Genomic DNA, 13,727 nt, shown 5'->3' on the forward strand with positions numbered 1-13,727 from the left:
CGAACGCGGCCAACGACGGATGTCGTCGGTGCGTTTAGTTGAGAGAACGATCAAGCGTTGAAGGGCTTCTAACGGATGCCTTGGCGTAGAGAGGCGATGAAAGACGTGGCAAGCTGCGATAAGAGCCGGGGAGGCGCTAGCACCCTTTGATCCGGCTATTTCTGAATGGGGAAACCCACCTTTGTGTTCTGTTCATTTTAAGTTGGACTCGTAGATGTTGGATGGTCGCGGTTTTCCGAGCCCCTTGGGGTGAGGCAAGGCCGACCGGCCGCCCGAGCTTATGCGAGGTTCTTTGTCGCGCTTGCGCGACGACTTAAAATGAGCGGAGCTCATAAGGTATAGTAACCTGAATACATAGGGTTATTAAGCGAACCCGGGGAACTGAAACATCTCAGTACCCGGAGGAAAGGACATCAACCGAGACTCCGAAAGTAGTGGCGAGCGAAATCGGACCAGGCCAGTGATCTTGTGATATAAAGCCGAACAGCTTGGAAAAGCTGACCATAGCGGGTGATAGTCCCGTAGGCGTCAACTAGCAAGATCCTCGAGTAGGGCGGGACACGTGAAATCCTGTCTGAATATGGGGGGACCACCCTCCAAGCCTAAGTACTCCTCTACGACCGATAGTGAACAAGTACCGTGAGGGAAAGGTGAAAAGCACCCCGACAAGGGGAGTGAAACAGAACCTGAAATTGGAAGCCTACAAGCAGTCGGAGCCCCCAAGCGGGGTGACGGCGTACCTTTTGTATAATGGGTCAGCGACTTCATGTGCCGAGCAAGCTTAAGCCGATAGGTGTAGGCGTAGCGAAAGCGAGTTTGAATAGAGCGTTAAGTTCGTCGCATGACGACCCGAAACCAGGTGATCTATCCATGAGCAGGATGAAGGTACAGTAACATGTACTGGAGGTCCGAACCCGTGAATGTTGAAAAATTCTGGGATGACTTGTGGATAGGGGTGAAAGGCCAATCAAACCTGGACATAGCTGGTTCTCCGCGAAATCTATTTAGGTAGAGCGTCCGACGAATGCCTTGGGGGGTAGAGCACTGGATGGTTGCGGGCGGCGCGAGCTGTACCAATACTAACCAAACTCCGAATACCCAAGAGCACTATCGGGCAGACACACGGCGGGTGCTAACGTCCGTCGTGAAAAGGGAAACAACCCTAACCATCATCTAAGGCCCCCAAGTTATGGCTAAGTGGGAAACGATGTGGGATTGCATTGACAATCAGGAGGTTGGCTTAGAAGCAGCCATCCTTTAAAGAAAGCGTAACAGCTCACTGATCAAGCGATCCTGCGCGGAAAATGTAACGGGGCTCAAGCCATACGCCGAAGATATGGGTTCACGTAAGTGAGCGGTAGCGGAGCGTTCCGTAAGCCTGAGAAGGTCAATCGTGAGGTTGGCTGGAGGTATCGGAAGTGAGAATGCTGACATGAGTAGCGATAAAGAGTGTGAGAGACACTCTCGCCGAAAGACCAAGGGTTCCTGCGTAAAGCTAATCTGCGCAGGGTTAGCCAGCCCCTAAGGCGAGGCCGAAAGGCGTAGTCGATGGGAATCCGGTGAATATTCCGGAGCCAGTATGAAGTGACGGATGGCGTAAGTTGTATGTGCTTATTGGATTGTGCATGCAGCGAAGTTGTCCCTGGAAATAACTCATACATAGACTGTACCCGAAACCGACACAGGTGGTCAGGTAGAGCATACCAAGGCGCTTGAGAGAACTATGCTGAAGGAACTCGGCAAATTACACGCGTAACTTCGGGATAAGCGTGACTCACCTTGCGCAAGCAGGACTGAGTGGCACAAGCCAGGGGGTAGCGACTGTTTATCAAAAACACAGGGCTCTGCGAAGCTGTAAAGCGACGTATAGGGTCTGACGCCTGCCCGGTGCCGGAAGGTTAAAAGGAGGGGTGCAAGCTCCGAATTGAAGCCCCGGTAAACGGCGGCCGTAACTATAACGGTCCTAAGGTAGCGAAATTCCTTGTCGGGTAAGTTCCGACCTGCACGAATGGCGTAACGACTTCCCCACTGTCTCCAGCATAGGCTCAGCGAAATTGAATTCCCCGTGAAGATGCGGGGTTCCCGCGGTCAGACGGAAAGACCCTATGAACCTTTACTATAGCTTCGCCTTGGCGTTAGCAGCAACATGTGTAGGATAGGTGGGAGGCTATGAAGCAGGGGCGCCAGTCCTTGTGGAGCCATCCTTGAAATACCACCCTTATTGCTGTTGGCGTCTAACCGCGGCCCGTCTATCCGGGTCCGGGACATGGCGTGGTGGGTAGTTTGACTGGGGCGGTCGCCTCCCAAAGTGTAACGGAGGCGCGCGATGGTGGGCTCAGAACGGTCGGAAATCGTTCGATGAGTGCAATGGCATAAGCCCGCCTGACTGCGAGACTGACAAGTCGAGCAGAGACGAAAGTCGGCCATAGTGATCCGGTGGTCCTGCGTGGAAGGGCCATCGCTCAACGGATAAAAGGTACTCTAGGGATAACAGGCTGATTTTGCCCAAGAGTCCATATCGACGGCAAAGTTTGGCACCTCGATGTCGGCTCATCACATCCTGGGGCTGGAGCAGGTCCCAAGGGTATGGCTGTTCGCCATTTAAAGTGGTACGTGAGCTGGGTTCAGAACGTCGTGAGACAGTTTGGTCCCTATCTGCCGTGGGTGTTCGAGACTTGAGAGGATCTGTCCCTAGTACGAGAGGACCGGGATGGACATACCTCTGGTGGACCTGTCGTGGCGCCAGCCGCGCAGCAGGGTAGCTAAGTATGGAATAGATAACCGCTGAAAGCATCTAAGCGGGAAACTAACCTCAAAACAAGGTCTCGCTGAGGATCGTGGTAGACGACCACGTTGATAGGCTGGGTGTGGAAGCTCCGTGAGGAGTGAAGCTAACCAGTACTAATAATCCGATCGGCTTGATCGTTCCCTCAAATAAACGCACCGAAAACCGTGCGCGTTCATAACGACAATGTCTTCTCTTAACTTGTGTTTGATTGACCTGGTGGCTATGCCGGCCGGTCCCCACCCGATCCCATTCCGAACTCGGTCGTTAAGCCTGCCTGGGCCAATGGTACTTCGTCTTAAGGCGCGGGAGAGTAGGTCGCCGCCAGGTCTATCAAACACAAGCACTAACCCTTCACTCACTCTACGCATCAAAGACCGGTCCACCAAAGACCGGTCTTTTGCTTACCCAGAGCCTAAACCCTCCGGGTATCCCAGGTGTCGCGGGATGGAGCAGCCCGGTAGCTCGTCAGGCTCATAACCTGAAGGTCGTCAGTTCAAATCTGGCTCCCGCACCCAGCCTTAAACACACAAAAGGCCTCCTGATGGAGGCCTTTTGTGTGTTTAAACCCCGGATAGGGTCGTTTGAACTGACGACTAAGCTAAAATGTCAGTTCAAACGCCGCCGCGCCCCGTGCGGCAAGTTCGGGGAGCATTAGCGACCCAAATCTGGCTCCCGCACCCAACGGATCGCAAAATATACCAACCGCCCGGCGCACTACCGCGGCAGCTTTTTTTTGCCTCGATGTTGGCCGCGCATAATAAAAAAAGCCCGCCTGTAATGGCGGGCTTTTTACGTTCAACGGTCAGCGAAAACTCAGTCCAGTGCACCGATAAATGGCAGGCCGCGCAAACGGCCACCATCATCAAGGCCGTAACCGACCAGATAACGTTTCGGGGCTTCCCAACCTACATAGTCGGCTTCGATCTGGCGCTCGATCGGCTTCGACGCCATCACGGCGGTGAGCACCTCCGTGGCGCCGGCGCGCAGCAGGTGATCGCGCGCGAACTTCAGCGACGCACCGGTATCCAGCACGTCGTCCATGATCAGAACCTGCTTGCCGCTCACCGGGCGTTGCAGGTCGGCGCGCAGGATCATTTCACCGCTTTGGCGACCGTCGCCATAGGACGACAGCCACATGGAATCGAACCCGATGCCCAGACCCTGACGGGCCAGCGCGCGGGTCAGGTCGGCGGCGAACCAGATGCCGCCGGTCAGCAGGCAGATGCCTACCGTGTCTTCGGTCAGGCGCGGGGCCATCTCCTTGGCCATAGCTTCGATGCGCGTGGCGATGTCCGCCTCGCTCAGGAGAATGTCGTAGGTCATGTGAACTCGGTAACTCTAGTGATGAGCTTCGGCAGAGGGCGCGCCGTGCGCGGGCCGCAGCTCGGCTGGTTTTTCCGTAGCATGACCGGACGCCGTTGTCGCGTCTCCATGCGCGTTTTCAGTACCGTGACCGGCATCGCCGGCCGGTGCGGCATCATGGGCCGGAGCGCCGTGGCTGTCTTCCGTACCGGGAGCAACCGCATCCTGAGAGTCCCCACCGTGCGCGGCCTCTTCGCCGCCGCCGCCGTCATCGTCGCCCGAACCGTGGAGTAGCGACGGCCGTACGCGGGCCATGTCCTTCATCGCCTGCATGTCGAAGGCGAGGTCGATGGTCTTGACGCGGTTCTGGGGGTCGGGAATGTCGAAGGTCAGGGTGCGCGTCTCGTTGGCTTCGAGCGTCAGACCCAGAGGCGGAATGAGGGTGGTGTCGAACGGATGCGCCTGCTTGTCCATCAGGGTGACGCGCACGGGCGGCACCGGATTGGCTTCGTTGCGGATGTTTTTGACCTTAAGAGTCACGGTGGCGACGAACTGGCCGCCGCGCAAGGTGTTTTCCAGCTTCCTGTCCAGCACTTCCAGCCCGGCGGCGTTGACCGGTATGCCGACAGCGGCATAGGCGCCGCTCAGGCGGGGGAAGGCGCGCACGAGGTCGACGCGCAGCAGGAAGGCGGTGCCCAGCATCACGACAAAGGTCGCGGCCAGCGCGCCCCAGATGATGCCCTGCGCCATCAGCGCCTTATGGCGTTTCTGACTTTCGATCATGTCGCGATAGAGCGACGGAATCTTCTTCGCCTTGACTTCCTTGAGGCCCGTGGCAGGTTTTTCCACGGCCTTTTCGATCGGCAGCTCGATCGGATCTTCCGGCTTTTCGGCATGCCAGGTGGTCTTGCACGAGGCGCAGCGCACAGTGCGGCCCTGAGGCCCCAATTGGGCCTCATCGATCGCGTAACTCAGCGCGCACTTGGGACAGGTCAGAAGCATGTGGACGAATCGCTACATAAGGCCCGTTAACCAAACGGGTGCTTAACCTTTTTGGCCGAAAAGCATTAACAAGACCTCAAAACGCGATACGGGAACCCGTGGTAATCACCTCCGAACACGACGATCTCTTCGAGCCGGATCACAGCCAGGTGGTTGTGTTCCGTGACGTCGGTCTGGGCTATGAAGGCGCCGGGCACACGGGGCATGATCCTGAGCATTACATACTGAAAGATTTGAACTTTGCGCTGCCGTCGGGGTCTTTTCATTTCCTGACCGGGCCGTCGGGGGCGGGCAAGACCTCGCTGTTGCGCATGATCTATCTGGCGCAGCAGCCCTCAGCGGGCGACATCAGTCTGTTCGGTGAGCGGTTGAACTATGCCGACCGCAGGCAGACGGCGGAGATGCGCCGGCGCATCGGCATTGTCTTTCAGGATTTTCGTCTGCTCGACCACCTCGATGTGTTCGATAACGCCGCCCTGCCGCTGTTCGTGCGCGGCGAAGACCCGCGCCGGTTCGAAGCCGATGTCATCGAACTGCTGACCTGGGTCGGGCTGAAGAACCGTCTGCACACCATGCCCGACGTGCTGTCGGGCGGGGAGAAGCAGCGACTGGCTATTGCGCGCGCTGTGATCAACCGGCCGACCCTGATTCTGGCCGACGAGCCGACCGGCAATATCGATCACGCCATGGGCCTGCGCATCATGCGGCTGTTCATCGAATTGAACCGTTTGGGGGCGACCGTGCTGATCGCCACCCACGATGAAGCGCTGATCCGCGCGTCGGGCATGCCGGTGCTGGAACTGCGCGACGGGCGGTTGTTCAGGCGCGACCTGACCCAGACGGTGAAGGTGGCCCCATGACCGCCGGGAAACGCCTGCGCCGCCGCGATTTGCTGCCCGATCAGGACACGCGCGAAGTGTCGCTGCACTACGTCATTTCTGTCCTGTTCTTTCTGGCGGCCTTGTCAGCCCTGATCGCGCTGGCCTCGAACCGCGCGGCGTCGGGCTGGTCGCGCGAAATCCGTGCCGAAGTGACGGTGCAGGTGCGGCCTACAGGGCTGGAAAGCGGCTCGGTCGCCGCCGCGCGCGCGGCCGAGGTGCTGGCCGGAGTGCCAGGTGTCACCGAAGCCGCGGCCATCGAACCCGAACGGGCCAAGGCCCTGATCAAGCCGTGGCTGGGTGACGCGGTGCTCGAAGACCTGCCCCTGCCCAATCTGGTCGAGGTGCGGCTGGACGAGGCCAAACCCGCCAAGGTGACGGCCCTGTCCGAGGCCCTGTCGGAAAAGGAGATCGACGCCACGATCGACGATCATACGACCTGGTTGCAGGACATCGAGACCTCGGCTCTGATCATCCGCCTGATTTCGCTGGGTATCTTCCTGCTGATCGCGTCGGCGGCGGCGGCGGTCGTCGGCTTCGCCACGCGGGCGGGCCTGATGGCGCGCGCCAATATCGTCGAGGTGCTGAGCCTGTGTGGAGCGACGGATCAGTTCATCGCCGGGCGGTTTCAGTTCCGCTTCGCGCAGATGGCGGCGGTGTCGGGCTTGCTGGGCGGCGTGGCGGCCGCTCTGGTCATGGCTGTGATCAAGCTGACCGGTTCGTCACAAAGCCTGCTGCTGGCTCTTCCCTTTTCGTGGCTTGACCTGTTAGTATTATTACCGTGTCCGGTGCTGGCCGCCTTGATTGCCGCGGGAACGGCGCGTATCGTCACCTTGAAGATGCTGGGGAAAAGCTGATGCGCCGCCTTGTGGCCGTGCTCCTGATCGTTGGGTTGTGGCTGGCGGGGCTCTATGCCTTTGCCGACCGCGTGATCCATTCGACGCCGGCCGCCGAGCCGGAAGACGCCGCCGACGCCATTGTGGTGCTGACGGGGGCGTCGGATATGCGCATCAAGGAAGGTATGCGGCTGCTGGAGCGTCGCAAGGGCGCGCGGCTCTTGATTTCCGGCGTCAATCGCGAGGTCAAGCGCGAAGAGCTTCTGCCGGTCACCGAAGGCTCAAAGAAACTCTACGAATGCTGCGTCGACCTCGGCTACGAAGCGCAGACGACTCTCGGCAATGCCTATGAGGTGGCCGAATGGGCGAAGGCCAAGGGCTTTGACGACCTGATCGTCGTCACCTCCGATTACCACATGCCGCGCAGCCTACTGGAGATCAAGGGCACCTTGCCCGGTGTGAAGCTGCACGCCTATCCGGTGGCCACGCCGACGCTGGACGCGCGCGCCTGGTGGAAGTCGTGGCGCAGTTCGCGCGTGCTGGTGGTCGAATACACCAAATATCTGGCCATACTGGCCCGTGACCTGTTCACCAGCGTCACCAGCCGTTTCGACCATAAAGAAGATCAGACAGCCGGCGCCAGCGAGGCCTCGGCGGAAGGTTCGGCGTCTTGAATTTCTTGCGTTCCGTTGTGTTCATGGTCTGGCTCTATGGCCTGATTGTGCTGGTCGGCGTTCTGGGCACGCCGTTTATTTTCATTTCAGACCGTATGGCGATGCGGGCTGTGCGCTTCTGGGCGCAGATGGTTTTGTTCGGTTTGCGGTTGATCTGCGGCGTCAAGGTCGAGTTTCGCGGTTTGGAACATCGTCCGGAGGGCGCGGCCCTGATCGCGGGCAAGCATCTGAGTATGCTCGACACGATCGCACCTTTCGTCGTGCTGGATAACCCGTGCTTCGTGCTGAAGAAGGAGCTGACCTATCTGCCGTTTTTCGGCTGGTATATCTGGCGCACCAAGATGATACCCATCCGGCGTGCGGATGCCGCCAAGGCGCTGAAAGCCATGGTGATCGATGCGCGCGACCGTCTGGCCCATGGCCGTCAAATCCTGATCTTCGCCGAAGGCACGCGCTCTGAGGTCGGCGCCGACCCGGAATATAAACCCGGCGTGGCGGCGCTCTATCGCGATCTGGAGACGCCCTGCCACCTGCTGGCCACCAATTCGGGCCAGTGCTGGCCGGCGCACGGCATTACGCGCAAGCCGGGCACAGTGGTCTTTGAATTCCTGCCGCCGGTGCCGGCGGGTCTCAAGCGCGGCGAGTTCATGAGCGAGATCAAGACGCGCATCGAAGCGGCGTCGAATGCGCTTATCGCCGAGAACGGCAAGCGCTGAGTTTTTAGCTCTGTCGCGCATGGCTTCCAAAAACCGTTGCACACTTTTTGGCAGGCGCTTTTAAATGCAAAAGCCCCGGTTGGAGAACCGGGGCAATCGTTTGTTCTTTGGGCTTTTGGAGCGGAATGATTTCTGATGGAATCATTCCGCTCAAGCCGCCATTGCGGCGGCGGCCAAGGTGGCGGAGCCACCGCCCGGCGAGGGCGTAAACAAAATCCAGATCATTATGTTTCCATAAGAAAACATAATGATCTAGACTACTTGCACTTCTTTTTGCACTCGACCCATGCCGCCAGGCATTTCGTCTCTTCCTTGCCGGATTTCTGGCAGGCCTGATAGGCGTCGTTGCACTTCTTTTTGCAATCGACCTGCGCATAGACGCTGCCGGCCAGTAACGACGATGCAGCGATCGCGGCGATCGCGATCTTACCCAGATGTTTCATTGGACGCCTCCCTTGGCGATTTTTCCCAATTTTACCGCGCCTTAACCCGGTTTCGAGCGGCGCTTTTTAGAGCGATATGCCGAAAAGTGTAGGCGGTTTTCGGCAATCATATTGCGACACAACAAACGTCCGAAGCGAGTGACGCTGTCACTCGCTTCGGCCTGGCCGATGGTGCATGCCGGCCATTGGTAAATACTGTATCCCAAATTCAGGATTCGCCAAGAGGGAGAATAACATCGGTATATTGATACCGATCAGCGGAGGGCCAGAACCGTCGCGGGCGTGGCCTTGTCCGAAACCGCATCCGGCGCGTCGGGCAGCAGCAGGAGTGCGGGCGCGGCCGCCAGCGCCAGCAGGCCGAGGCTGAGCAGGACGGCGCGTCCGGCAGGGCTGGTCAGGAGGGTTTTGATCACGGTTTTTCGAATTCCTGGACAATCTTCAGCGCGGAAATCTGCATGATCAGTTCGGCATTCTTGTCCAGTTCACCGGTATCGTCGATGCGCATCTGGGTCAGCTTGCGCTGGGCGTCGGTGTCGTTGACGCGCGCCAGATAGAGCAGTTCTTCCTTGCTGAGATTCTGGGCGTGGCCGCGCGCCGTCAACAGCAGGATCTTGTCGCCCAGATCGGTCGAGACCGTGGCGACGATGGTGGCCAGACGGTAGCGGTCGCTTTCGCTCAGGCCGTTGAAGTCGATATATTTGCCCACTTCACCCACAATCAGGCGCATGTGCACTTCGCCGACGAAATGGCGGATGATGGCTTCGGTGCCGTCCACCTCAAGCATCTGACGGGCCAGTTCGACGCGCTCGCCATAGGCGCCGCTGCTCTGGGCCGGGCCGACGGGGCCGACATCCTGCGCGGCAACGGTGACGGGGCGCGCCGGGGTGTCGATCATGTCGATCGACGGGGCGATCTCCCCGGTGGGCTGAGCGACGGGCGAGGCGTTGACCCTGGCCGGACCGAGCGCAGGTGGCGGGGTCATCGACGTGGTTTTGACAGCGGGGGGCGTTACCGGCGTCGGGGCGGATGGCTTGGCTTGTGGCGCGGGCGGGGCTTCCGGTGCGGTCAGCGGCGGGTTCATCCGCTTCTGCTGCGGCTTGGGCATGACGGCGATGCGCGCACCCGGTTCACGCTCCTGCGCCACCGCCGGAGCCGCCAGACCGAGCAGACACAAGCCTGCCAATACGCTTTTCAGATACACCACTCGAACCCCCATATGACCCATTGCCCCGCTATTACCGGTTTAGCCCGAAATGGCTTCCTTGAACGTCTTGATGATCTTCACGACGGCCTCGACCATATAGCTCTGGATCTGCTGGGCATTGGCTTCGGGATTGGCGAACTTGCTGGCGTTATATTTCGCGGCGACCGGACCCGAATTGGCGCTGATCAGGGTCAGGATTTCTTCTTCGCTGAAACTGGCCGACTGGGCGGCGGCGATCTGGTCGATGACGCTGACTTCGGCTTCCTTGAGCACGCGGTCGGCGATCTGGTTGAACTTCAGTTCGTCGGCGGCGGACAGGTTTGTCGCGCCCTTGCGCTCCAGAATGACCATCTTCACGGCGGCCTTGGTGTTGGCCAGGATCAGGCGTACATTTTTCGACGTGCCGTTGGCTTCCATCAGTTGCTTGTACAGAGCGACGCGGCGGGTCTTGCGCGCGGCGGCGGCCTTGTCTTCCGGCGATACGGTCGCGGCGGCCGTGCCTTCGATGCGCGGGGTCATGCCGATCAGGGCCGGATCGATCTCGATCTTCGGGGCCAGCGGCGCTTCGGGGGTAAGGAAGGAGCCCTGCAGCGAGGGCGGCACGACCGGCTGAGCCGTCGTCGTTTGCGCCCCAGCATGACCCCCGGCCAACAGGCCTGCGATCATGAGTCCTGACGTCAGAATACCCCAGCGCGCCATATGATACCCCCAGCTACCCGCACACCATGCCGGGTAGACCAGACGTTAACCAATTCCCGGACGGGTGGCAACGGCGGAATCTCTTAGAGAGAACTCTGTCCTTCCTTCTCCCCGTAAACGAGGAGAAGGTGGACGAAGGCAATGAGGCCGGATGAGGGGCAGAGTCGCTGAAAAATTGCTCCTCACCCCGACCCTTTCCCCGCACGCGGGGAGAGGGGGAGGCTTAAATCAGCGCGCCGTGGCAGTGCTTGAACTTCTTGCCGCTACCGCAGGGGCACAGACCGTTGCGCGACGTGCCTTCCCAGCCGGCGGGCAGGGCCGAAACCGGCAGGGCCTCGCGCTGTTCCGGCGTCAGGTCGTCGCTCAGTTGCGGCGCGCGCTCGTTTTCGCCGGTCAGCGGGTTGAGGTGGATTTCCTCGAACTGCACCGGCTCCGGCGCGGGCTGGCCCTGGAAGCGGATTTCCACGGTCATCAGCCAGCGCGTGACGTTGTGGCGCAGATTGACCAGCAGCGTCTCGAACAGGGCGAAGGCTTCCGTCTTGTATTCGTTCAGCGGATCGCGCTGACCGTAGCCGCGCAGGCCGATGACGGCGCGCAGGTGGTCGAGGTGCATCAGGTGCTCGCGCCACTGCATGTCGATCATCTGCAGCAGGAAGTTCTTTTCCAGCGCCTTCATCTGGTCCGGACCGAGCAACTGGAGGCGTTCCTCCATCTTCTGCGCGGCGATGGTCTGGATACGCTCTTCGATCTCCTCGTTGGCGATGCCTTCCTCGGCGGCCCACTCGTCCAGCGGCAGGTCGAGGCCCAGGAGGCGCTCGCACTGTTCGCGCAGGCCGACAATGTCCCACTGCTCGGCATAGGCCTTGGGCGGCAGGTGGCGCTCGACGAGGTCGCGGATGGTCTCTTCGCGCATTTCGGAGACGATTTCCGAGAGGTCCTCGGTGTCCATGAACTCCTGACGCTGCTCGAAGACGGCCTTGCGCTGGTCGTTGACCACGTCGTCGTACTTCAGCAGGTTCTTGCGGATTTCGTAGTTGCGCTGCTCGACGCGCTTTTGCGCGGTGGCGATGGCCGAGTTGAGCAGCTTGTGCGTGATGGCCTCGCCTTCTTCGACGCCCAGCGTCTTCATCATGGCGTTGAGGCGGTCGCCGGCGAAGATGCGCATCAAATCATCTTCACAAGACAAATAGAATTTTGAAGTGCCGGGGTCGCCCTGACGGCCCGTACGGCCGCGGAGCTGGTTGTCGATACGGCGGCTTTCGTGGCGTTCGGTGCCGAGCACGAACAGACCGCCCGCGGCCAGCGACTTCTGCTTGAGGTCGGCGATCTGCCCTTCGACCTCGGCCTTCTTGGCCAGCATCTGCTCGTTGGAGACCTCGATGCCGGCCTGAGCCTGTTCGTCGATCCACTTCTGCACGCGCATGTCGACGTTACCGCCGAGCTGGATGTCGGTGCCGCGGCCGGCCATGTTGGTAGCGATGGTCACGGCGCCCGGCACGCCGGCGTCGGCGATGATGAAGGCTTCGTTTTCGTGGTGACGGGCGTTCAGCACATTGTGCGGGATGCCCTTGCCCTTGCCGGTCACGACGTCGTAGGCGGCGTCGCCCAGCTTCGCCAGTTCCTTCCTGTCGAGCTTTGCATATTCAGCCTTAACCGCGCGGGTCTCGACGTCGTAGGCGTAGTCCTTCAGATATTCCGACAGGGCGTCCGACTTTTCGATCGAGGCGGTGCCGACGAGGATCGGTTGACCGCGCACATAGCAGTCGGCGACCTGATCGGCGATGGCCTTGAACTTTTCCTTTTCGGTGCGGTAGACCTCGTCGTCGTAGTCGATGCGCTTGATAGGGCGGTGCGTCGGGACTTCGAGCACGTCCATCTTGTAGATATCGCCGAATTCCGCGGCTTCGGTCGCCGCCGTGCCGGTCATGCCCGACAGCTTTTCGTACATGCGGAAATAGTTCTGGATGGTCACCGAGGCCAGGGTCTGGTTTTCCGGCTGGATGGCCACGGCTTCCTTGGCTTCGATGGCCTGGTGCAGGCCTTCCGACAGGCGGCGGCCCTGCATCATGCGGCCGGTGAACTCGTCGATCAGGACGATCTCGCCGTCCTTGACGATATAGTCCTTATTGATGGTGTAGAGGGTGTTGGCGCGCAGAGCCTGATTGGCGTGGTGAACCAGCGAGACGTTAGCGGCGTCGTAGAGGCCCGTCGTGTCTTCGGCCAGATGTCCGCCCGCCGTCAGCATTTCTTCGAGGCGCTCGGAACCGGCTTCCGACAGCAGCACCTGACGCTGCTTCTCGTCCAGTTCGAAGGTGTCGGCGTCCCGGATCAGTTCCTTGATCAGCGCGTCCAGCACCTTGTACAGCTCGGAGCGGTCTTCAGTCGGACCGGAGATGATCAGCGGGGTGCGGGCTTCGTCGATGAGGATCGAGTCGACTTCGTCGACGATGGCGAAGTGGTGGCCGCGCTGAACCATTTCCTCACGGTTATAGACGAGGTTGTCGCGCAGATAGTCGAAGCCGAATTCGTTATTGGTGCCGTAGGTCACGTCCGACCCATAGGCGGCCTTGCGCGCGCCGGGCGACATGCCGGAGACGATGACGCCGGTGGACAGGCCCAGAAAGCGATAGACGCGGCCCATGAAGTCGGCGTCGCGCTTGGCCAGATAGTCGTTCACCGTGATCAGGTGCACGCCCTTGCCCGACAGCGCGTTGAGATAGACAGGAGCCGTGCCGACCAGCGTCTTGCCTTCGCCGGTGCGCATTTCGGCGATACCGCCCTGATGCAGGATCAGGCCGCCGGTGAGCTGAACGTCGTAGTGGCGCTGACCGATCGAGCGGCGGGCGGCTTCGCGCACCGTGGCGAAGGCTTCGTCGAGCAGCGAATCGAGGGACGCGCCATTGGCAATGCGTTCGCGGAAGAGGACGGTCTGGTGGGCCAGTTCCTCATCGCTCATCGCCATCATTCTGGGTTCCAGCGCATTGATGCGGGCGATACGCCCGTTCATCGATTTCACCTTGCGCTCATTAGCGGAGCCGAACAGAGATTTGGCGAAAGCCAGCATGAGATACCCGACAATAAGATTTCTGTTTTTTGTCCTGTCCGCCGCGCCCCATTCACCTGTTTAGCGAATATCAAGGTGTCACGGTTAAGGCGTAATAGGGCAAATAGGCGTGAGCCGGCGC

At 60.1% G+C, this 13,727-nt stretch carries 11 protein-coding genes, 1 tRNA gene and 2 rRNA genes; 7 read left to right on the forward strand and 7 right to left on the reverse strand.

Annotation, left to right across the window (positions count from 1 at the left end; genetic code table 11):
* Window positions 1-48 precede the first annotated feature (48 nt).
* From LH365_RS02250 to LH365_RS02260, 3 genes are all read left to right on the forward strand, one after another.
* Window positions 49-2,926: ribosomal RNA gene (locus LH365_RS02250) — 23S ribosomal RNA — on the forward strand.
* Window positions 2,927-3,000: 74 nt separating this feature from the next.
* Window positions 3,001-3,115, forward strand: a 5S ribosomal RNA gene (rrf, locus tag LH365_RS02255).
* Window positions 3,116-3,226: 111 nt separating this feature from the next.
* A tRNA-Met gene (locus LH365_RS02260) sits at window positions 3,227-3,303 on the forward strand.
* 298 nt (window positions 3,304-3,601) lie between these two features.
* On the opposite strand, the gene LH365_RS02265 is transcribed toward LH365_RS02260, so the two are convergent.
* Entirely contained in the window at window positions 3,602-4,111 is a 510-nt protein-coding gene (locus LH365_RS02265) for a phosphoribosyltransferase (protein ID WP_226744593.1), read from the reverse strand.
* A 15-nt stretch (window positions 4,112-4,126) separates the two neighbouring features.
* Window positions 4,127-5,092 carry an MJ0042-type zinc finger domain-containing protein gene (locus LH365_RS02270; protein WP_226744594.1) on the reverse strand — a complete coding sequence of 322 codons (966 nt, stop codon included), beginning with the start codon at window positions 5,090-5,092 and terminating at the stop codon, window positions 4,127-4,129.
* 98 nt (window positions 5,093-5,190) lie between these two features.
* Here LH365_RS02270 and LH365_RS02275 point away from each other — a divergent pair, with 98 nt between their 5' ends.
* Genes LH365_RS02275 through LH365_RS02290 form a run of 4 tightly spaced genes read left to right on the forward strand, consistent with a single transcriptional unit; the run spans window position 5,191 to window position 8,196 of the window.
* A complete protein-coding gene (locus LH365_RS02275; protein ID WP_226744595.1) occupies window positions 5,191-5,952 on the forward strand; it encodes a cell division ATP-binding protein FtsE in 762 nt (253 codons plus the stop codon).
* The gene (locus LH365_RS02280) at window positions 5,949-6,827 is read left to right on the forward strand and encodes an ABC transporter permease (protein WP_226744596.1); all 879 of its coding nucleotides are present in this window, start codon (window positions 5,949-5,951) and stop codon (window positions 6,825-6,827) included. Before LH365_RS02275 ends, LH365_RS02280 begins: the two co-directional genes overlap by 4 nt.
* Window positions 6,827-7,480: a YdcF family protein gene (locus LH365_RS02285; protein ID WP_226744597.1), complete on the forward strand. Its 654-nt coding sequence runs from the start codon at window positions 6,827-6,829 to the stop codon at window positions 7,478-7,480. Before LH365_RS02280 ends, LH365_RS02285 begins: the two co-directional genes overlap by 1 nt.
* Window positions 7,477-8,196, forward strand: coding sequence for a 1-acyl-sn-glycerol-3-phosphate acyltransferase (locus LH365_RS02290; RefSeq protein ID WP_226744598.1), 720 nt, complete (start codon window positions 7,477-7,479; stop codon window positions 8,194-8,196). The genes LH365_RS02285 and LH365_RS02290 overlap by 4 nt, the downstream gene beginning before the upstream one ends.
* A 257-nt stretch (window positions 8,197-8,453) precedes the next feature.
* Here the strand turns inward: LH365_RS02290 and LH365_RS02295 are convergent, their stop codons facing one another.
* From LH365_RS02295 to secA, 5 genes are all read right to left on the reverse strand, one after another.
* Window positions 8,454-8,639, reverse strand: coding sequence for a hypothetical protein (locus LH365_RS02295; RefSeq protein WP_226744599.1), 186 nt, complete (start codon window positions 8,637-8,639; stop codon window positions 8,454-8,456).
* 254 nt (window positions 8,640-8,893) lie between these two features.
* Window positions 8,894-9,052 (reverse strand): hypothetical protein, encoded by a 159-nt coding sequence (locus LH365_RS02300; protein WP_226744600.1) that lies wholly within the window; start codon window positions 9,050-9,052, stop codon window positions 8,894-8,896.
* Window positions 9,049-9,843 (reverse strand): hypothetical protein, encoded by a 795-nt coding sequence (locus tag LH365_RS02305; RefSeq protein ID WP_226744601.1) that lies wholly within the window; start codon window positions 9,841-9,843, stop codon window positions 9,049-9,051. Before LH365_RS02305 ends, LH365_RS02300 begins: the two co-directional genes overlap by 4 nt.
* A gap of 39 nt (window positions 9,844-9,882) precedes the next feature.
* Window positions 9,883-10,542, reverse strand: a complete 660-nt coding sequence (locus LH365_RS02310; protein ID WP_226744602.1) for a hypothetical protein — start codon at window positions 10,540-10,542, stop codon at window positions 9,883-9,885.
* Window positions 10,543-10,765: 223 nt separating this feature from the next.
* Entirely contained in the window at window positions 10,766-13,606 is a 2,841-nt protein-coding gene (gene secA / locus LH365_RS02315) for a preprotein translocase subunit SecA (RefSeq protein ID WP_226744603.1), read from the reverse strand.
* Between the last annotated feature and the right edge of the window lie 121 nt (window positions 13,607-13,727).

Origin of the sequence: Asticcacaulis sp. AND118, from assembly GCF_020535245.1 — a bacterium.
Lineage (GTDB): Bacteria > Pseudomonadota > Alphaproteobacteria > Caulobacterales > Caulobacteraceae > Asticcacaulis.

What these genes read in the sequence shown, in the direction of transcription:
- LH365_RS02310 (WP_226744602.1), bottom strand. Translation starts at nt 10,542, where the DNA reads ATGGCGCGCTGGGGTATTCTGACGTCAGGACTCATGATCGCAGGCCTG.
- LH365_RS02295 (WP_226744599.1), bottom strand. Translation starts at nt 8,639, where the DNA reads ATGAAACATCTGGGTAAGATCGCGATCGCCGCGATCGCTGCATCGTCG.
- LH365_RS02270 (WP_226744594.1), bottom strand. Translation starts at nt 5,092, where the DNA reads ATGCTTCTGACCTGTCCCAAGTGCGCGCTGAGTTACGCGATCGATGAG.
- LH365_RS02265 (WP_226744593.1), bottom strand. Translation starts at nt 4,111, where the DNA reads ATGACCTACGACATTCTCCTGAGCGAGGCGGACATCGCCACGCGCATC.
- LH365_RS02280 (WP_226744596.1), top strand. Translation starts at nt 5,949, where the DNA reads ATGACCGCCGGGAAACGCCTGCGCCGCCGCGATTTGCTGCCCGATCAG.
- LH365_RS02285 (WP_226744597.1), top strand. Translation starts at nt 6,827, where the DNA reads ATGCGCCGCCTTGTGGCCGTGCTCCTGATCGTTGGGTTGTGGCTGGCG.
- secA (WP_226744603.1), bottom strand. Translation starts at nt 13,606, where the DNA reads ATGCTGGCTTTCGCCAAATCTCTGTTCGGCTCCGCTAATGAGCGCAAG.